Here is a 20,763-nt window from a genome sequence, read left to right as displayed (position 1 = left end):
CGTCTGTATCAGGCCACATTTAACATGCGCTGAATCGGCAGATGGGCACGCTCAGCCAGTTCTTTGGACACTTTCACTTCATGCTGGTCGTATTTAAGGGCCTCATGCAGTTTTTCAAGGGTAATCATCTTCATGAACTCACACACGGCATTCTCATTAGCCGGGTAAAACTTCTTTCCGGGATTTTCTTTGCGCATACGGTGCAGGATACCCGTTTCCGTGGCAACTACAAACTCTTCTGCCTCCGACTCACTGGCACGATTGAGCATTCCGCTGGTCGAATGAATATGTCCGTCTTCGCAGTCAAAGTACATAGCCGACTTCATCATGCACGAAGTAGAGCAGCCGCATTCAGGGTGTATAAGCACTTCCGCATCGGGATATTCTTTCTGCTTTTCTCCCAGATTCAGTTCTCCAATCTTCTCATGCACATGGCAGGAGCCGTCCCATATATTGAGCTCGCGCCCCGTAACCATCTCCACGTATGATCCAAGAAATTTGTCCGGTAAAAACAGGATTTCTTTTTCTTCGGGGATGGACTCTACAATGTCAACCGCATTGGAAGAGGTGCAGCAGTAATCGCATTCAGCTTTAACAGCAGCAGTTGTATTGATATAGGTGACGACTACGGCATCCGGGTGGTCGGCCTTCCACGACCGAAGCTGCTCTACCGTAATACTATCGGCCAGGGAACAGCCTGCATCAAGATCAGGAATAAGCACTTTCTTGTCGGGTGAAATAATGGAAGCCGTCTCTGCCATGAAATGCACTCCGCAGAAAACTATAACGTCTGCGTCCGTCTCAGCCGCCTGATGCGAAAGTCCCAGGGAATCGCCGATATAGTCGGCGATATCCTGTACTTCGGGCACCTGGTAGTTATGAGCCAGCACTACTGCATTGCGTTCCTCTTTTAACCGGTTGATTTCCGTGACTAGTTCTTGGGTATTCATAAGTGTTCGGTTATCTCACAATTTGAGATTTTATTTATTTAAGTTGTTGTAAAGTCTGACTGATATCAAATGCTTCCACCGAATGGGTCAAGGCCCCCACCGAAACATAATCCACCCCCGTTTCTGCAACCTCCCTGACCGTATGCAGCGTGATATTTCCGGAAGCTTCGGTTTTGGCCCGTCCGTTGATCTTTTTAACGGCTTTTTGCATCAATTTGTTGCTCATGTTATCGAGCATGATGATATCCGCCTCCGCTCCCAGTGCCTCCTCTACCTGCCGCAAGGTTGTTGTTTCCACCTCAACGTCAAGTCCGGGGGCATATCGGCGGACCTTCTCTACCGCTTCGGCAATACCTCCGGCAGCAATAATATGATTATCCTTAATCATGGCCAGATCATAGAGTCCCATGCGATGATTTTGTCCTCCTCCCGTCTTGACGGCATATTTATCCAGCAGGCGTAACCCCGGCGCTGTCTTGCGGGTGTCCAGAATTACAGTGTCAAGCTCGCCAACAGCCGCTACATACTGGCGGGTCCTGGTAGCAATCCCTGACATACGCTGGACAATATTAAGCGCGATGCGTTCTGCAGTCAAAAGCGCACGTGTCGCCCCCTGCATAACAGTAAGTATGCTTCCGGCCGATACCCGCTGCCCCTCCTTCGTTTCCGGTTTCCACTCCAGCTGAGGGTCCAGCCGTTCAAATACCTGCCGGGCAATTTCAAGTCCTGCAACAATTCCTTCATCTTTTGCTTTCCAACAGGCTTCTGCCTGGGCATATTCATCCACAATAGCATCGGTTGTCACATCGCCGTTTCCGATATCTTCCTGAAAAGCCTGATCTATGAGGCGGCGTATAACCTCTTCAGGGATGCTTTGGGCGGTTTCTGTACTCATAAGTGTGCTTAAAGTAACTCTTTATGTTCAAGGGGCTTTTGAAAAGAGAGGTGGCGCGAAGTATTATCCCGTTCAGGAAAATCGATCCGGGTGTGAACGCCGCGGCTTTCCTTTCGCTGCAGTGCCGCCTCTGCAATCAGCCCGGCCAGCTGTACAAGTCCCCGGGAGCGGATTGAAAAATATTCGTTGGGTTTATTCGGCAGCTTCTCCTTTATTGTATGGAATGCATGAACCGCCTCTTCCAGCCCTTCCCGGTGGCGCTGAATTCCCACATGCCGGCTAAGCAAGGCCGACACCTGCTGCTGAAACGCTACAAACTGGTCACCGGCCTCCTGTTGAATGACAAATGATCCCCACACCGGAAGTGTTCCCTGATTTTTATTTTCCCTCATGGCAGCATGGGTTACGGCTCTTTTACTGAAAACCAGGCACTCCAGCAGTGAGTTGCTGGCCAGCCGGTTAGCCCCGTGTACTCCCGTTGCTGCCACTTCTCCACAGGCATACAACCCTTCTACCGTTGTTCGGGCATCCAAGTCCGTTGCAAGTCCCCCGATGCAGTAATGGGCTGCCGGTGCCACCGGGATTCCTTCGTTTTTAATATCAATGCCGTGTTCCGCGACTTTACCCATCAAATTCGGGAAATGATCGTTCATTCGCTGGGTATCGAGGTGCCTGATATCCAGATAGACGTATTCTTTTTCCTGCTGTTCGATCTGACGGAAAATCTCCTGTGAAACCACATCCCTGGGCGACAGCTCTTTCTGCTTGTAGGCTTCCATGAAGCGCTCCCCTTTTTCATTCAACAGATAAGCACCTTCTCCCCTGACAGCTTCACTGATCAAAAAAGTTGAGCCGTCAGGGGCATAAAAAGCAGTAGGGTGAAATTGTACGAACTCCAGGTCCTGGAGAATGGCGCCTGCTTCATAGCCGAGCCACAAACCATCGCCAGTAGATGTGTGGGGATTAGTGCTGCGCTGGAAGAGCCCTGAATAGCCGCCCGTAGCCAGGATGGTAACCGGGCTTTCAATTGTAAGAAGTTCATCTTCCCTGTACAGGTAGGCTTCAGCTCCCCGGCAACGCCCCTCCCCGTCCTGTAACAGCCGGTATACAAAGGCCTGCTCCGTTACCGTAATACGCTCTTCCGCCTTCACCAGCTTGGTAAGAAATTCGATGAGCGCTTTTCCGGTTGCTGCCCCATTGGCATGCAATACTCTCCTGTTCGAGTGCCCGCCTTCCAGGCCGAGGTCGAGCTCCCCATCAGTCTTGTCAAAGTTCATTCCCCGGTCAATATATCGTTGCACTTCCCGGGCTCCCTCGCGCACCAACAGATCCACCGCCTGCGTATTACACAAACCACGTCCCGCTGCGAGGGTGTCTTTCTTGTGACTTTGGTAGGTATCACCCTCTGTCAACACCGCGGCAATCCCCCCCTGCGCCCAGTAACTGCTGCTATCTTCCAGACCGGATTTTGTTATGAGCCTGACCTCGCCATGCCGACTGGCATGCAACGCTGCATTCAGGCCGGCTGCACCACTCCCAATAATAAGAAAATCCGTACTGATCGCTGTACTTTTCACGTAAGTTGAATTCCTAAAATTTCACCCTAAATATAAGGTATATTCCGTAAGCTACCCAAGATAATAAAAAAGCCCTCCATCAGCCGATGGAGGGCTTTATATTCTATTCGACGGGGATGCTATTGAGCCGTTTTATTCCTTGTCATCGTCATCGACGACTTCAAAATCGGCATCCACAGCATCTTCATCTTCCTGGTCGGCTTCCGCCCCGGGAGCGCCGTCTGTGGCACCACCGGCGGCTGCTCCGGCTCCCGGTCCAGGTTGACCCTGTTGTTCCTGAGCAGCAGATTGATAGATTTCCTGCGAAGCCGCAGACCAGGCCGTGTTAAGTTCCTCCATGGCCTCATCGAGCTCATCGACCTTCTCCTGGTCGTGCAACTCCTTAACTTTCTCGAGTGCCGCTTCGATTTTTTCTTTATTCTCATCAGAAATCTTGTCGCTGTGCTCATCCAGCTGCTTGCGCGTAGAGAATACCAAGCTGTCAGCCTTGTTCAGCTTTTCAGCTCGTTCGCGGATACGTTCATCCTCTTCTGCGTGTTCCTCGGCAGCCTGTTTCATTTTTTCGATCTCCTCTTCGGACAATCCGGAAGAAGACTCAATACGGATGCTCTGCTCTTTCCCCGTGCCCTTGTCTTTGGCGCTTACATTCAACACACCGTCGGCATCGATATCGAAGGTGACCTCAATTTGGGGAACACCCCGTGGGGCCGGCGGTATACCGTCCAGGTGGAAACGGCCGAGGGTGCGGTTATCCTGGGCCTTGGCCCGTTCTCCCTGCAATACGTGAATCTCCACGCTGGTCTGATTGTCAGCAGCCGTAGAAAAGGTCTCTTTCTTGCTGGTTGGAATTGTCGTGTTGGCTTCAATAAGCTGTGTGGACACCCCGCCCAGAGTTTCAATACCAAGTGACAGCGGTGTAACATCAAGCAGCACAACGTCATCAACGTCGCCCGACATCACTCCACCCTGAATAGCCGCTCCGACAGCCACAACCTCATCAGGATTCACGCCCTTGCTGGGATCTTTGCCAAAGAAGTCCTTAACAACTTCCTGTATTTTCGGGATTCGTGTAGAACCGCCAACCAGTATGACCTGGTCAATTTCATTCTTGCTCAGACCCGCATCTTTAATAGCCTTCTTGCAGGGATCAATGGTTTTTTGAACGAGATCATCAACCAGTTTTTCAAACTGTGACCGGCTGATGTCAATATTCAAATGCTTTGGCCCGGAATCGGTAGCTGTAATGAACGGCAGGTTTACATTCGTCTTCTGCGAGCTGGAAAGCTCAATTTTGGCTTTTTCAGCTGCATCTTTCAGCCGCTGCATGGCCATCGGATCTTCTCGAAGGTCAATACCCTCATCTTTCTTGAATTCAGAAGCCAAGTGATCTATCAGGCGAGAGTCAAAGTCATCGCCGCCCAGATGTGTGTCTCCGCTGGTTGACTTCACTTCAAATACACCATCGCCGAGTTCAAGGATGGAAACGTCAAAGGTACCACCACCGAGGTCATAGACAACAATGGTCTGATCCTGATCTTTCTTGTCCAGTCCATAGGCAAGAGAAGCAGCCGTTGGTTCATTGATAATTCGCTTCACATTCAATCCCGCGATGTCTCCTGCCTCCTGGGTAGCCTTGCGCTGTGCATCATTGAAATAAGCGGGAACGGTAATAACAGCATCCGTTACCTTTTCTCCCAGATACTCCTCCGCGGTCTGCTTCATCTTCTGAAGCACCATGGCAGAAATCTCCTGGGGAGCATACTTTCGATCTTCAATTTGAACACGGGCGGTCCCGTCGTCACCTTTGACAATATTGTAAGAAACCTGCTTGGTCTCTTCCTTCACCTCATTAAAAAGACGGCCCATAAACCGCTTGATAGAAGAGATGGTTTTGTCAGGATTGGTAATCGCCTGGCGCTTTGCGGGAGCTCCCACAAGACGCTCGCCGTCTTTAGAGAAGGCGACAACCGAGGGAGTTGTTCGCCCGCCTTCTGAATTTTGAATAACCGTGGGCTCATTCCCCTCCATGACGGCAACGCAGGAGTTGGTAGTACCCAAGTCAATTCCTATGATCTTTCCCATAATAGTCGTTTATGATTTTTTGTTAGTAGATTAATTCTTTGGTAGAAAATATCATGTTATGCTGAAACGTGGTATCAGCAGATTTTTTTAGATCCCGGAAAAACACCGGGGGAACATTCTTGCTGTCATTTTATCGGTATTGAGGTTGCGTCATCAAAGATTTCCGATTTAGGCATTGTAATGGAAAGCACTCCTTTACTAAACCGGGCTTCGGTTTCGGCGGTATTCACATTTTCCGGCAGTGCAAAGGAGCGTGAAAATACCCCCATCGAACGCTCCTGCCGGCTGTATTTTTCATCTTCATCCAATGTTTCTGCCCGTTCGCCTTTGACGGTCAATACCTGCTCCTTGAGAGCAATGTTAATTTCATTTTTAGCCATACCGGGCAAATCCAGCTTAATAACAAAAGTTTTATCACTTTCAATGATATCACAGGCAGGGGTAAAATCATGGCCCCGATCTTCAAGGGGAACAATACGCTCCACGAAATCCTGTATATCCTTGCCAAGCTTCGTTAGCTGTTTTTCAATATCGACTTTGAATTCACTCATGGATCCACCCATTTGTTGATGTTCGCTCTTATAAGAGCAATCACAATGCCAAGCTACAAAGAAAGGATAGTTTTATGACGTATTGGCATTATTGCGTCAACAATAGGCAGCTTTTGTCAAATTTGCGGAACGAAAAATCAATTCGTCAGCATTGACAGGTCGGTCCAGAAGTTGGGATAGGAAATAGCAGTGGAGTCGCCGTCCAGTACCGTTGAGGGTTCCTCCCCCATCAGTCCCATTACCGCCGCCGCCATAGCAATGCGGTGATCATGGAAGCTTTTAAATGCTGCTCCATCAGGGATAAAATCCGGGTCTCCCGCTATCTTGAGTCCGTCTGCATACTCTTCGAACTCAGCTCCGGCCGCACTCAGCATTTCCGCGAGGGCATGCAGGCGGTCTGTTTCCTTGTGACGCAGCTCTTCAGCCCCCGATACCTTCGATACACCGTCGGCAAAAAGCATGGCAATGGCTAAAATCGGGATCTCATCAATGCAGTTGGGAACAATCTCTTCCGTTATCGTAACCGGTCGCAGCCTGGAGCTCTTGACCCGGATATCAGCAACCGGCTCGGCCCCTGCATTGTGGTTGTTCGTAATTTCAATATCGGTCCCCATCTGCTTCAGAATCTCCAGGGCCCCTGTACGGGATGGATTCAACCCTACCTTTGGCAGCCTGATGCTTGCATCGGGATGAATGGCCCCGGCCACCAGCCAAAAAGCGGCTGCAGAAAAATCATTGGGAACCCGGTAGGACTGCTGCGGTACAGGGTCCTGGCGGCTGGACCGGATAATCTTTTTTTCTCCCTCTTTTACAATGGAGAGACTCAGCAGCCGTTCGGTATGATCGCGGCTGGGCAGGGTTTCAACAACTTCGGTCGGTTTTTCTCCAAACAGGCCGGCAAGCAGCACGCACGATTTCAGCTGAGCACTGGCGATAGGCAGCGGAAAGTGCAAGGGTTTCAAGGCGGCGCTGCGGCTTATTGAAAGGGGCGCAAAGTCATCTTCTCGAGCGTCAATATGAGCCCCCATCCTACGGAGCGGCTCAATAATGCGTCTCATCGTCCGGTTAGAGAGAGATTCATCGCCCGTTAACCGCGCCGATAGTCCTGAACCGGTAATAATACCACTGAGCAGGCGCATCGTAGTTCCGGAATTTCCACAGTCCAAGTCAGTGGACGGGGTTTTCATGCCGTCGCGCCCCACCCCCTCCACCTTGATGGTATGGCCGGACTGCTCCTCAATTTCTACACCCAGGCGACGCAGGCAATCCAGGGTACTGTGGGGATCTGCCGCTTCTGAAAAATTGGTGATGACCGAGGTGCCCTCATGCAGGGCGGCAAACATGGCTGCCCGATGCGAAATAGACTTATCGGCGGGTAGTTGCAGGGTTCCCTGCAACGACGTAGCCGGTTGTACTTTGTAATCCATTAATTTGTAGAATCCAGTATACGTTGTGCTTCCTGTGCTTCCGGGCTGTCCGGATAATCAGTGACCAGCGTGTTCAGGGCAGCTTGAGCTTCGCCGGGCTGCTGCAGCTTAAGAAAGCTTTCCGCTTTTCCAAGCAGCGCCTTGGCATTCCATCGGTCAAAAGCACCGTAAAGTACGCTGACTCTTGCGTAGCTTTGCACCGCCTCTTCGTAGCTGCCGCTGCGCTGACTAGCCACTCCGAGCAGATATTGTGCTTCGGCCCCCACTTCCGTCGTATTGGCCTCGGCCACCAAATTTAACAGATCACGGGCATCCTGGTATGCACCGTTTTGAATAGCCACTCTGGCCAGGCCAACATTTGCAGGATCGTAACTTCCGTTGACCTCGAGGGCTGAGCGATATTGCTCCTCGGCTTGACCGGTGTTGCCCATGGCAATCTGAGCATTGCCCATTCCGATAAAGGCCTCCAGGCGATACTGGCTCCCCCCCTGCTCCAGGAGCTGGCTGAAATAGTCGTTAGACTGCTGGTAGTTACCCCGGCTGTAGGCAACACGTCCCAGTGCCGCCAGGGAAGGACCGGCCCGCTCCGAATCGGGGTATTCCTGTACAATCGTTTGATAGGCGTTGATAGCTTCGTTCATTTGATTGGTCTGCTCATAGGCATTCGCCATGTTGAAATAAGCATCAGGAAGCAACTCCTCGTTGTTTGTGATTCGTATGTATTGCTGGAATTCCTCTATTGCGCCGTTGTAATCGCCGGCCTGCATCATCTTGTCCGCTTTGCGGAACCGAAGACGATCGGCCATTGACGTCTGGGGGTTTTCCTGAAGAAAATCCTCCAAGACGGAGGTACCGGTGTCCGTTTTCCCTGCAGACACCTGTGCATATTCTATACCGTTGGCAGCCTCGATGATGTAATCACTATCCGGATACTTCTCCATTACTTCCTTATAGGCTGCAATCGCTTTGTCATAGTCGCCGGCATTATAGTAGGTATCCCCGATATTATACTGCGCCCGAGCGGCCCAGCTGGTACCGGGATACTTATTAATAACGGTCTGAAATTCTTCAACAGCCTGAGAATAATTTCCGGTATTCAAATAGATGTAGGCGATATTATACTGCGCCTGCTCGCTCAACCGGCTGTCAGGATAGGTACGCAGGAACCGTCGAAGGGTAGTCACCGCGTCATAGGTCCGTTCGCTGCGGTAATAGCTGTTGCCTATCTGGAAGAGCGCATAGTCACCGCCCGGTTCTGCTCCCAGCACCTGTTTATAGGTAGCAATGGCATCGCTGTAGTTCCCCAGGGCATAGTAGGCATCACCTATGCGCAGCCGGGTATCAGTGTCGTAGGGGTAGAGCGCTGTTTCAGGAGCTTCGTACTTTTGGAGGAAGGTATTCAAGGGACCAATGGCTTCCTTAAAATTGCCCATCTTGAAATAGCTCCATCCCAGCGAATAACTGGCCGGACCGACCAGCTCATGATCCGGATATTGCTGCATAAACTGACTGAACTGATTGGCAGCCGGACCGTACTCCTCCATATTATAGTAGGCGTCCGCACTCCAGAATAGCGCTTCTTTTCCTATCTCCTCGTTGGGAACCTCATTATGAAGTGATTGGAAAATAGCCTGTGCCGCCTCATACGCCTGATTACTGTACTGCACCCAGGCTTTTTGAAAACGGGCCTCCCGTTTTACCGCCGGATCAACATCCGTCACAGCTTCAGCAGCTTCAAACGCTTTTATTGAACGGGTATACTCTTCGTTTGCAAAATATGCTTCACCCAATAGTGTATAAACCTTGCCGCCCCACTCCAACTGTTCCTCATTTCGAACCAGCGGCAGCAAGACCTCAATAGCTTCAGAGTAGTTGCCCATTTCATAAGCGGTAATAGCCCATTCATAGTAGGTCTGCTCAACCCAGGGCCCCTCTTGAAACCGGTCTCCAAAACTTCGGAAGGTTTCCATCGCCTCCCGGTACCGGGAACCCAGTTTCTCGTTTACCGCTTTATAATACAGAGCCTTCCGGGCAAGTTCATCCGATCCCACTGCAGCTTTTTCGAACTCGTCAGAGGCCCAGTGATAAATCTCTTGTTTGTGATAGAGCCATCCCAGTCCATAATGGGCCGAACGCTCCTTGTCTGTACCTTTGGTACGGTTGATATACTGCAGGTAATTGGCCGATGCCTCGTCAAAGTTTTGCAGATAATTGTGGCTTTCAGCTATTAATAATACAGCCTTCGTCTTCATTTCCTCGTCCAGATAGGGCATGGCATCCTGGAATGCGCCAATAGCTTCCTGATAGCGCCCCTGCTGGTAATAGGATTCACCCAGGGCCATTCCAATGCGCCGGGTGATTTCGGCATTGGGATACTGTTTCTTGAGAAGCTCAAAGGCCTGGGTGGCAGCATCATAGTTATTTTCGCTTAAAAACAGGCGGCCGCGCGTGTACAGCGCCTTGGGAGCCCACTCAGAATCAGGATATTTCTCACCTACTGTCAAAAAGTATTTCCTCGCCTGTTCGGTATCTCCGGCCTCAATGGCAACTTCCGCCATCCAGTAATACGCTTCAGCTGCTTTTTTCTTGGGAAGCCCCAGGTCAATAGACCGCTGATACAAGTTGATCGACTTACTGTATTGTTTCTTTCTCTTGGCTTCTTCCGCCAAGTCAAACAGCAGGGTTGAGGCAAAATCAGAATGCGGATGCCTGCTTATAAACCGCTCGTAATACGATTCCTTATTCAAGGAGTCCATTCTCGCATTAGCCCGGGCCAAGTAGAACTGAGCAGATAGCGCGAGCTGGTGTTCCTCGTGCGTATCCACAAACTGTTCCAGCTCTCCCACCGCCTCTTCATATAATCCCCGGTCGAACAGCTGAATCCCTCTTTGATAGTCATCGGATGAGGACTTTTGAACTTCCTGGCCATGAGCGGGAACAGCATAGCCTATCACAAGGGCTAAAATAATACTGAGAAATTTGGATAGATTTACCATGAGATACAGAAACCGTTTGCTGTTTCAGTTGTGAACAAAGATATCAATATAAATCAATAGTTAAAGCATGAGATTACAAGAGGTCTAAATGTAAAAAATAAGTATGAACACACCTATTATTTTATCATTCCAGCTAAACACTGCCTTCAAGACGCATTCCGACCCCTCGCAACAAATACGTATCGTGTTGTTGATTAGTATGCCAATAAAAGCAAAATGTTCCTTCGAAAACGGAGGCTCTTCATTCCGGAAAAGATTCGCGTATATAAAATAAGCCCCCCTTTGTCTTCAGAACTCATGAATCTCATCCATATCCCGCTGCATTCCGCTCGCCCAGTTAAAACTTGAATCGTATCTGAAAACTGATCTCCGTTTTGCTATCCCCCTGTATTTCATTAAGCCCACTGCCTATCACCTGCTGGTCTTCGTATTTAGTATGGCCTATTTTAGCCCATATCTCGATAAGAGAGATAGGTTCATAATTGACCAACAGATACATACGCTGTCCCTGGTTGAAGAGAGGCTCAGTGGCAAAAACATAAAGCAGATCATTTTCAAACTGGTATACTCTTGAGCGGTAGCTTTCGGTATCAAAGAACGTCAATCGGGCATCCAGTGTCAGACCCGAAGCAACCAGCAGACGCAGGTCCTGATACATCAGGTAGCCGGTCTCTTTGCTGCCACTGGGATCGCGACTTTGGATCCACTCTCCACGGGTACGCATTCGGACATATTCGTTAATCCAGTAGGCTATTTGCCCCCGGATGCTGCTACGCCGGGCCTCCCCCAGCATTCGATGAAGGCGCCCTGTCTCATCTTCCCACTCATATTCATCTTCTTTGGTTTCACTTTTGACCTGAAGATACGCCTCCAGCCCCGGCATGATGTCCATCTCTATTTTTCCGAGCCAGTCATATCCCTTGGTTGCCTGGTACGTCCCAAAACGTGCATGAGGAAACCTGAACTGGTCCATATACACACTTAATGTTAATCTATCGCCAGCCTCATGCTCCAACCCCATATACATGCCCTCTTCGTTTTTCGGCGGCCCTGAAGCTTCGCCGAATCCATCCCCGAGAAGCGACTGAAACTCCTTCCGATAGTTGCGATAGGCCAGCATAATACCCGTCTTTTTTCCAATCGAACTCTCCAGGCCGGTGATAAGTCCCCAGCCGCCGTTGCTGCTTCCTGCCCCTTCACCAAAAACGACTGCTGGTCCCACTACCAAAGTATAATCAACGCCGGCAGTCAGGGAAGATCTTCCACGGAAATTGTACAAGGCGTAGTCCTGGTCACTTGCCGCAACATAGCGATCAAATGTTGTCCTGTAACCGGTAGCTCCTATAATCCCAACGGGAAACTCAACCTGTGCCCGTCCTCCCAGTACTGTTTGGCTGATGTTACCCTTCCGTTCATACTCATTCAGGGTCCGATGATAGCCGCTTTCATCAGGCAAGCGGGTGGTATCCTGCGAAACGGAACGGCCGCTACGGAGCCGGGAGGAATAAAAACCCGTCAGCTGGAATTGACCTCCATAAGTTACAGCCGCGCCGCGGTAATAATTGGTTTCCTGAGCCGAGGTATACGGCTTGATGCCGCGGCCATTTCTGTTTACCGTTCCAATACTGCTGCCCTTGCCGAATGATCCGCCGTTCCACAGCACCAGGCCCTGCCCGAAAGATAAACTGTAATCTCCCAAAGCAAGCATTTGTAACCGGCCGTTCCCTTCAAGAGCCAGATGCCATGACTGGTGATCAAAGCGAAGGGGACTGGACAGGTTCTCACCAGCATCTTTTTCCTGTGTCAGGTTTACAGACAAATGATCACTCCGGTAACCTATTCGCTGAAAATACTTGACGGGACTGCCCACATAGCCGCCTTCCCGGGGTGCCGTTGTATACCCCCGTCCCTGTTGCAGGTCCTGCTGGTATCTTGAAAACACCTGGAGCTGCCCATTATGCGTCCAGTAGCGATAATCCGAGTACAGCAGCTTGCTCAGGGCCATCCCCTCCCCTGTGGTAACATAGGGACTCATTTTCTCGAATGTTACCTTGCCAATACCGGTGATCTTTTTTAATTCATCCAGCCCTTCGAACGGCTTTACACGACTACGGTAGCGGATGATCGCACGGGCGATCTTAAGGTTCACGCCGGGCACCTGCCTGAGCGCCTGAAGATCAGCCCTGTTGATATTCACAGGATCTGCGGCCAGTCCCTGCAAAAACTGTATCAGCTGCTCACTCTTATTCTCCCTGCTCTCCGAATCAAGTTCCTCCAGGGCCTGCTCCAGATCCTTCTGTACTTCAGAGCGCACCGAGTCGGGCTGCTGGGCGGCGCTCAAAGCCGGAAGCATCAATACACCTATCAATATGCTCAGTCTGAAGATGCGCATCACCAGTTGATACTGAAATCAACCGCGGGACTGTATCCCAGGATGCTGTTTTCATGACGCTGAACAGCCACACTTGTCCTCCATAAGGAACCTGCATACCCAAAACCCGCTGTAAAAGTCTGCGGTGAGGTTGTCATGCCGGCCCGCCCGGTCAGTCCTCCCACAATTTGAACCTCAATCCCTCCCCTATAGGCTATGGGAAACCGCACATCCTTGAATACCTCGCCTGAAAAAAGGGCGATATCGGTAAGATAATAGGAGAATCCAAGGCTGAGATTTCGCGGCAGCTCCTCCCCATTCCGTGATCCATATACGGGCTGGTTGATGTTAACCGCCTTGGCCGCAATCCATAATTCCGGCAGAATGGGGGCCGCTACCCCCAGGTCCACCCCCAGCGCACCGGCTGACCCGTATTCTCCACCCTGAGCCACGTGACTGTAGTTCATAACAAGCCCGTAATGAAATCCCGCCGCTGCGTTCTTGTACCCGAGCCGCAGCCTGCTTTCATTGAACAAGTTGTATCCATAACGGTGTACTCCTGCTCCGATGACACCCACCGAAGTGGCATAGATTGCGGCAGCCGCTATATCGGTGATCTCAGACAACCCATAATAGCGTACACCAAAAAACGAGACCGATGATTGATTGCCAGGCATCATAGCCGGATTGGAAAAAATCGACCATGAACTGTTAGGCAGGGCCGTAGTTGCCTGCCCCATCGCCATTTCCCGTGCTCCCAAAACCGCTTGTGACTTGAGATCAGCGGGCCATGCATACAGCAGAAAGGCTGATATAGATAGAAAAAAGAACTTTCTGTAAGAATCCTGATGCTTTTGTATAATACACTTCATAATAAACGACTCCCTATTTTTGAATTGTCGCTTTGATGAATTTACTCTCTGTATCTAAAAGGTGGAGCTCCCTTGCTCTTTGTCTTCTTGCCCTGCTATTCTCTGAGCAGGCTGCCTGTCAGGAGATTAATGCGGATGTGACCGTAGATCGCAGCCAAATCAACAGTACCTCGCTCAGCTATATGGACAATCTCTCTGATGAAATAGAAACGTACCTCAATGAATATACCTGGACCGATACCAATTTTGGGACAGAAGAACGGGTCCGGGTTGATATACAGATTACGTTACTGAGTGTAGATGACAATTTCAACTTTGATGCCCAGGTAATTTTCAGATCACGACGTCCCATCTACCATACGGCCCGTGAAACAGCACTCTTTTTTTATAATGAGGAGAACTGGGGTTTCTCCTATACACCCAATCGCAGCCTCATTCATGACAGGCTACGATTCGATGCTTTAACCAGTTTCCTGGACTTTTACGCTTACATTATTCTGGGGTACGATTTCGACAGCTTCGATGAACTCGGCGGCACGCCCTATTTCTCAGAGGCTCAGAACATTGTATCCCAGGCGCCATCCACTGCACCCGGCTGGGATCGCGGAAGCATGAACCGGCGCAACCGGGCACTGCTGGTGGCCGGCCTGCTGAATCCCAATTATGAAGGGCTTCGCCTGGCCATGTATCAGTATCATCGACAGGGGCTGGACTATTTTGTTGATGATCCGGAAGAAGCACGTCAACAAATTCTGAAGGCACTGCAGAAAATAGAACAGGCGAAACAAACCACTGCCTCAAACCTGCTCTTCGATACATTTTTCAATACCAAATATCGTGAAATTGGCAATATTTTCGAAGATGCCAAACCTGAAGTTAGGCTTGAGGCCTATCAGCTGCTCTCTAATATTGATCAAAGCCATCTCTCGGAATATCAAAAACTACAGTAGAAGATGGCTTTTCGTCAACCCAAAGGAAGGCCGTAACAGGACTGTCGCTGTCCTTGAATGCAATGCTCAGGTGAAAGAAAAAGCAGGGCCGTTCCAGCTCAGATAATCATCCCCGCACCCACCGTTTCATTGGTATATTCATCGATCAGAATGAGGCTTCCCGTCACCCTGTTGCGTTTGTAACTGTCGTAGAAAAGCGGTTCGGTGGTCCGAATCTGAATACGCCCGATATCGTTCAGCCCAATTTCCTTGTCCCCCTCAACGCGATGCAGGGTATTGATGTTTACTTTATACTTTACATCTTTAATAATGCACCGTGCATCTTTGGTAGTGTGCTTGAGTGCATATTTCCCGTTTGGCTTGAGCTGCTCTTTGTTGAGCCAGCAGACCATCAGATCAATATCCTGTCCCACCTTGGGCTGGTTGTCGGGCTTGGCGATCATATCACCACGGCTGATATCAATATCATCTTCGAGGGTCATCGTGATTGACATCGGCTGGAAGACCTCCTCTTCTTCCTTCTGAAAGGTTTCCACGGTGTCAATCGTACTGGTGAACCCAGACGGAAGTGCAATTATCTCGTCTCCGGGCTTAAATACTCCGCCAGCCACTTTTCCGGCATAGCCCCGGTAGTCAGGGTATTCCTCCGACTGTGGACGCGTTACCCATTGCACCGGGAAGCGACTATCCACATGATTGTAGTCGCTGTCAACCTGTACATTTTCCAGGGTATACAAGAGTGTTGACCCACCATACCACGGCATATTATCTGATTTCTCCACCACATTATCACCATAGAGTGCACTGATGGGGATATAATGGATATCTGGAATATCGAGTTTGGAAGAGAAGGATCGGAATTCCTCCTGAATTTCCCGAAAGCGCTCTTCACTGTAATCCACAAGATCCATCTTGTTGACACACAGTACAATATGTTCGATCTGCAGTAATGATGCGATGAAAGAATGGCGACAGGTCTGTTCAATGACCCCCGTCCGGGCATCCACCAGAATCACAGCCAAGTTGGCCGTCGAAGCCCCGGTCACCATATTACGGGTATACTGCACGTGTCCCGGCGTATCAGCGATAATAAACTTGCGATTGGGAGTCGAGAAATAACGGTAGGCGACATCAATGGTGATCCCCTGCTCCCGTTCAGCTGAAAGTCCATCGGTCAGCAGGGCCAAATTGGTATATTCATCCCCCTTTTTCTGACTTGATTCCTCTATCGCTTCCATCTGATCATCAAAAATAGACTTGGAATCATACAGCAGCCGTCCAATAAGCGTACTTTTGCCGTCATCTACACTTCCTGCCGTCGTAAACCGCAGGAGGTCCATATCGAGATATTTTTGTGCTTCTGTTTTATTCGAACTCATGCTATCAGTAGAATTTGCTATAAATTAATTTCGCAATTTTGTATTGGTGCAGTCACGGGCTTCCAAAAAAATCCTTCTTTAGAAATATCCCTGCTTTTTACGTTCCTCCATGGCAGCCTCGGCCCGTTTGTCATCGGTTCGGTTGCCTCGTTCGGTGATACGTGCGGAAGCAACCTCTTCAATAATCTGCGGTACGGTGGATGCCTGCGACTTGAAAGCCCCGGTACAAGTCATATCTCCAATGGTCCGGAAACGGACGGTTTGCATCTCATATTCTTCCTCTTTACTCAGGGTAATATACTTGGACTTGGCTAAATAAGTGTCTTCCCGTTCCACAACTTCGCGTTCGTGGGCGAGATACAAGCTGGGAATGTCAATTTCTTCTGCCGCAATGTACTGCCATACATCCATCTCAGTCCAATTACTCAATGGAAATACCCGGAAATGCTCGCCGTGGTTTTTCCGGCCGTTATACAAATTCCAAAGTTCCGGCCGCTGGTTCTTGGGGTCCCACTGGCCGAACTCATCCCGGTGAGAGAAGAAACGCTCCTTGGCACGTGCTTTTTCCTCGTCCCGGCGGGCCCCACCAAAGGCCGCATCAAAGCCGTGCTCCTCGAGCGCATCCAGAAGGGCGGGAATCTGCAGTTTGTTTCGACTGGCATTGGGGCCGTTTTCCTCTTTAACCCGTCCGGAGTCGATCAGGTCCTGTACCTTGGCCACAATCAGGCGAACGCCCAGGTGATCCATCAGCTGATCACGAAACTCAATGGTTTCATCAAAATTGTGACCGGTGTCCACATGTAAAAATGGAAATGGAATCTTGCCCGGCCAAAATGCCTTCTCTGCCAGGCGGGCCATGGTGATAGAGTCTTTCCCACCCGAAAACATAAGAACCGGGTTTTCAAACTGGGCGGCAACCTCTCTCATAATGTGAATAGATTCAGCTTCTAACTGCCGAATGTGGCTTAACTTATACTTTCGCATACAACAAGTTCATTGATTTATTTTACAAAGCTGCTAAAACTAAGCATTAATAGATATAAATACCATTAGAGAACGTCTCCAACAGTTTTTATTGTACTCTTCTTATTTATTTAGAAGCAGGAATGTTTCATCCTATGATTCTTGAGAGAACACACCTGCCTGGTTCTAGTCTCTATTTCTGAGATAGTCCAGAACCATCTGTACGCCTTCCTCCGGTGTAATATCTGTCGTATCTATGGTAAGCTCTGGATTTTCCGGTTCCTCATAAGGGTCACTGATGCCGGTGAAATTATCGATCTCCCCTTTCCGTGCTTTGGCGTAGAGCCCCTTGACGTCCCGTTCTTCGCATACTTCGAGCGGCGTGGATACATGAATTTCCACAAAATCCCCGCACATCTCGCGCACGAAATCCCGTGCTTCCCGATAGGGAGATATAAACGAACCAATGACAAAGACATCGTGCGCCTGAAGCCGGCTGGCGATATATCCCACTCTTTTGACGTGAGCATTCCGCTCTTCTTTGCTGAAACCCGTTTTCGGGAAAATCTCGCGGATGGCATCTCCGTCCAGATGTTCAACCCGGTAGCCGAGCTCTTTCAGGGCCGGGTATACCTTTTCCGATATTGTACTTTTTCCAGATCCCGACAAACCGGTAAACCAGAGAACAGCCGGCTTTAACTTCTTTTCTTCTGACATTGCGTAAATATACTTTTATTCCGTTTAATGTATTATTGTGGTTGCTTAAATTCACTGATCATTTTCGCATGTTTGCCCGGGAAGCCCTCCCAAATATCCTGAAACAGCCTTTTGTCAACAAAAGCTAATTAAAGTTCAATCTGTTCCTCGAGCCCAATCAGGAAACCACTGTTTTTTAAATCCGGCTTGTTGTAGGTCAACGGAGATGCGTGCATCCCATCACGGGCCGAATAGCGATAGACACAATCACCGGCGGCCACATCCCATTCCATCGTCGGTCCCATACGCGGATAAATATCAGCTTTTCCTTCAGCTACCAGACAAAACTTAATTGAACTGCCCGCCGGAACGGTTTCTGTAACCTCCAGGCCTTTTTCCTGCAGCTGGCTTATCAAACTGTCGGATCCATGTGAGCGACTCTGAACGGCCGACAATTTCTTTTCCCTGCTGCTGGACTCAGAATAAATACGTCGCGGAGCCTCATCGTTCACCTGTTTGTACGCCCCCGCTTCCTTCGTCGCGTAATAGGTCGTTTTTTGATCCGGAACATAGACAACCCCCAAAACAGGAACCCCCTCATCAATGAGGGCGATATTGACGGTAAACTCGCCATTCTTTTTTATAAACTCCTTCGTTCCATCGAGCGGATCCACAATCCAGAACGTTTTCCAATCCTTGCGGTTTTCATAATCAGGAATACCTGATTCCTCAGAAATAACCGGCGTATCCGGATCGATTTTTTTCAAAGCGTCGATGATAATTCGATGGGCAGCCAAATCAGCTTTTGTCAGGGGCGAGTCATCATCCTTGTGCATGACATCTATCTCATCACCATAGAACTCGAGAATAGCTTCACCCGCCTTTTGAGCGGTCTCAATAATTTCCTTCAACATCTAAATTTATGGTCTCTTCAATTAACTGTGATTCAGGGGCAGCAAATATAGCAAAAATATTCCTGATTTAAGATTTTTGAATAATAAAAATACCCTCTAATTGTATTGGCATGAATTCAAAATGTTCCTGTAGATCATTTTCATACCCGGCTATTCCCGGTTTTAAACTAAAACGGCCAAATCATCGGAACCAGTATAATTGTAATTGTTGCAACAATAAGATTCAGGGGGAGGCCAATTTTCGTAAAATCCGTAAACTTGTACCCTCCCGGTCCGTAGACCATCAGGTTTGTCTGATATCCAATGGGGGTTGAGAAACTGGCAGAAGCAGCCATGATAATGGTGATAACAAAAGGCATGTAATTGACGCCAAACGATGCCGCCATGGAGACAGCAATCGGGAAAATAAGAACCGCCGCCGCATTATTGGTAATCATTTCAGTAAGTATCCATGTAGCAATATAAGTACCTATCAGAGCTCCATAGGGATTTGATTCTACAAACCCCAGAAAACCTTCGGCCAGCGTCGCTGCAGCCCCTGTTTCCTGCATGGCATTACCGATCCCGAGCGAAGCCGCAATGACCAGCAGCACCGACCAGTCAATATAGCTTTTCGCTTCAGCCGCCCGGCAGCATCGAAATAGAATCATCATTCCGGCCGCTAAAAAGGAAGCCTGAAACATAGACAGGAGTCCCAGGGCAACTGATCCTATCATAACGCCCAGGGTAGCCCATGCGACGCCTGATTTTTCATAATTCGGGGGACTGGAATTACTGATGCCACTTATCAAATAATAGTCACTGGAATTTCGGTACTGTTGTAAGAAATTGGGATGAGCCTCCAACAGGAGTGTATCTCCTGTTTGAAGTTCAATATCCCCGATCTTCTCCTTGACCCGTTCCCCGTTGCGCGCCACCGCCAACACTACAGCATCATACAAGTTGCGGAATCGGCCCTCTTTTATCGTGCGTCCATTAATCGGGTGAGTAGGCGATACCACGGCTTCAATAAGAAGGTGTTCCCGGCGTGAAGAATCAAGCTTGAACAGCTGGTCCGTGGCCGGACTCAGTCCATTGGTCTGCTGCAGATCTATAATAGAATCTACTATACCCGTGAAAATCAACCGGTCATTTCCATTTAATCTTATTTCCGGATCTACTGCCGCCATAATCTGACCCTCGCGGTATATTTCAACCAGAAAGAGGCCGGGCAGGTTGCGAAGTCCAGCTTCTTCAACCGTCTGTCCCACCATCGGGCTTTCGGTATCCACCAGCATCTCTATCGTATATTCGCGAGGGTCTTTAAACGTATCAAAACCGGATCCTCGAATGGGAAGCAGCTTTCGACCGAATACGGCCAGATAAAGAAAGCCGGCTATAGCGCAGGGAATCCCCACAAGAGCAGGTTCAAAAATTCCGAGTGAGCCTGCCGCCGTTTCTTCAATCAGGAGTCCATTTACAATGAGATTGGTGCTGGTCCCTATAAGGGTACACGTCCCGCCCAGAATAGCCGCATAGCTGAGTGGAATCAAAATTTTTGAAGCGGGGATGCGATTTTTTCGGGCCCAATCTTCCAGCGCCGGAATAAAAGAAGCTACAACAGGGGTATTATTCAAAAAGGCACTCAACACCATGACCGGGGCCATCACCCTCAGCTGGGCGCGCCGAATGCTCCTGGAGCGACCAATAATCTTATTCACAACATACTGAATGGCCCCGGTTTCTTTCAGGCCGGCGGCCACAACATATAAAGCCGCCACCGTTAGCATCCCCTCATTGGAGAAGCCGGTCAAGGCTTCGGAGGCAGGTACTACCTGGCTGACAATCAAAATGGTAAGTCCGCCCAGAAAAATAACATCCGCAGAAATACGCGTCTTGATAAGTAGAATCAAACACAATACGATGACGGCAACAACCGTCCATCCAGCTAGAGTCATGAATTGTTGGTTCAGATTGGTTAATAATTTCGGACCGTGATTAAGAAAAAGAAATATTCTAAGTTTTCAAATTTGTTCATTTCATTTTACCTCCTGAGCCGCTGGAGATCAGCCTTCACTGACGAAACTTTACGATTCCATCGGTTCGGGAACAAAAAGCATTAAAAAAGGCTATCCAGATTCGGGTAGGTCTCAATAGATTT

At 49.4% G+C, this 20,763-nt stretch carries 15 protein-coding genes; 1 reads left to right on the top strand and 14 read right to left on the bottom strand.

What is annotated here, in order from left to right; all coding sequences use genetic code 11:
• Nucleotides 1-8 precede the first annotated feature (8 nt).
• The 9 genes from nadA to FN808_RS10345 all read right to left on the bottom strand — a co-directional run bounded on the left by nadA (nucleotide 9) and on the right by FN808_RS10345 (nucleotide 13,721).
• A complete protein-coding gene (gene nadA, locus FN808_RS10385) occupies nucleotides 9-950 on the bottom strand; it encodes a quinolinate synthase NadA (protein ID WP_142714525.1) in 942 nt (313 codons plus the stop codon).
• Nucleotides 951-984: 34 nt separating this feature from the next.
• On the bottom strand, nucleotides 985-1,845 hold the full coding sequence (nadC, locus tag FN808_RS10380) for a carboxylating nicotinate-nucleotide diphosphorylase (protein ID WP_142714524.1): 861 nt from the start codon (nucleotides 1,843-1,845) through the stop codon (nucleotides 985-987).
• Nucleotides 1,846-1,853: 8 nt separating this feature from the next.
• The gene (gene nadB / locus FN808_RS10375; protein WP_142714523.1) at nucleotides 1,854-3,422 is read right to left on the bottom strand and encodes an L-aspartate oxidase; all 1,569 of its coding nucleotides are present in this window, start codon (nucleotides 3,420-3,422) and stop codon (nucleotides 1,854-1,856) included.
• A 132-nt stretch (nucleotides 3,423-3,554) separates the two neighbouring features.
• Nucleotides 3,555-5,504: a molecular chaperone DnaK gene (gene dnaK, locus FN808_RS10370; RefSeq protein ID WP_142714522.1), complete on the bottom strand. Its 1,950-nt coding sequence runs from the start codon at nucleotides 5,502-5,504 to the stop codon at nucleotides 3,555-3,557.
• A gap of 125 nt (nucleotides 5,505-5,629) precedes the next feature.
• Nucleotides 5,630-6,055: an Hsp20/alpha crystallin family protein gene (locus tag FN808_RS10365; protein ID WP_142714521.1), complete on the bottom strand. Its 426-nt coding sequence runs from the start codon at nucleotides 6,053-6,055 to the stop codon at nucleotides 5,630-5,632.
• 137 nt (nucleotides 6,056-6,192) lie between these two features.
• Nucleotides 6,193-7,482, bottom strand: coding sequence for a 3-phosphoshikimate 1-carboxyvinyltransferase (aroA, locus tag FN808_RS10360; protein WP_142714520.1), 1,290 nt, complete (start codon nucleotides 7,480-7,482; stop codon nucleotides 6,193-6,195).
• On the bottom strand, nucleotides 7,482-10,478 hold the full coding sequence (locus FN808_RS10355; protein ID WP_142714519.1) for a tetratricopeptide repeat protein: 2,997 nt from the start codon (nucleotides 10,476-10,478) through the stop codon (nucleotides 7,482-7,484). The genes aroA and FN808_RS10355 overlap by 1 nt, the downstream gene beginning before the upstream one ends.
• Nucleotides 10,479-10,815: 337 nt before the next feature.
• Entirely contained in the window at nucleotides 10,816-12,870 is a 2,055-nt protein-coding gene (locus tag FN808_RS10350) for a ComEA family DNA-binding protein (RefSeq protein WP_142714518.1), read from the bottom strand.
• Nucleotides 12,870-13,721, bottom strand: a complete 852-nt coding sequence (locus FN808_RS10345) for a PorV/PorQ family protein (protein ID WP_142714517.1) — start codon at nucleotides 13,719-13,721, stop codon at nucleotides 12,870-12,872. Before FN808_RS10345 ends, FN808_RS10350 begins: the two co-directional genes overlap by 1 nt.
• 35 nt (nucleotides 13,722-13,756) lie before the next feature.
• Between FN808_RS10345 and porD the strand changes: the two genes are divergently transcribed.
• Nucleotides 13,757-14,671 (top strand): type IX secretion system protein PorD, encoded by a 915-nt coding sequence (porD, locus tag FN808_RS10340; protein WP_142714516.1) that lies wholly within the window; start codon nucleotides 13,757-13,759, stop codon nucleotides 14,669-14,671.
• Between the two features lie 98 nt (nucleotides 14,672-14,769).
• Here porD and cysN read toward each other — a convergent pair whose 3' ends face one another.
• From cysN to FN808_RS10315, 5 genes are all read right to left on the bottom strand, one after another.
• Nucleotides 14,770-16,050, bottom strand: a complete 1,281-nt coding sequence (gene cysN / locus FN808_RS10335; RefSeq protein WP_142714515.1) for a sulfate adenylyltransferase subunit CysN — start codon at nucleotides 16,048-16,050, stop codon at nucleotides 14,770-14,772.
• Between the two features lie 78 nt (nucleotides 16,051-16,128).
• Nucleotides 16,129-17,034 (bottom strand): sulfate adenylyltransferase subunit CysD, encoded by a 906-nt coding sequence (cysD, locus tag FN808_RS10330; RefSeq protein ID WP_142714514.1) that lies wholly within the window; start codon nucleotides 17,032-17,034, stop codon nucleotides 16,129-16,131.
• Between the two features lie 165 nt (nucleotides 17,035-17,199).
• Nucleotides 17,200-17,730 carry an adenylyl-sulfate kinase gene (cysC, locus tag FN808_RS10325; protein ID WP_142714513.1) on the bottom strand — a complete coding sequence of 177 codons (531 nt, stop codon included), beginning with the start codon at nucleotides 17,728-17,730 and terminating at the stop codon, nucleotides 17,200-17,202.
• Between the two features lie 128 nt (nucleotides 17,731-17,858).
• The gene (cysQ, locus tag FN808_RS10320) at nucleotides 17,859-18,623 is read right to left on the bottom strand and encodes a 3'(2'),5'-bisphosphate nucleotidase CysQ (RefSeq protein ID WP_142714512.1); all 765 of its coding nucleotides are present in this window, start codon (nucleotides 18,621-18,623) and stop codon (nucleotides 17,859-17,861) included.
• A gap of 167 nt (nucleotides 18,624-18,790) precedes the next feature.
• Nucleotides 18,791-20,560 carry an SLC13 family permease gene (locus tag FN808_RS10315; RefSeq protein ID WP_142714511.1) on the bottom strand — a complete coding sequence of 590 codons (1,770 nt, stop codon included), beginning with the start codon at nucleotides 20,558-20,560 and terminating at the stop codon, nucleotides 18,791-18,793.
• Nucleotides 20,561-20,763 lie beyond the last annotated feature (203 nt).

The organism is Fodinibius sediminis (assembly GCF_900182555.1).
GTDB classification, from domain to species: domain Bacteria; phylum Bacteroidota; class Rhodothermia; order Balneolales; family Balneolaceae; genus Fodinibius; species Fodinibius sediminis.
The sequence above is the reverse complement of the archived record's forward strand: the minus strand, read 5'-3'. Positions and strand labels throughout refer to the sequence as shown.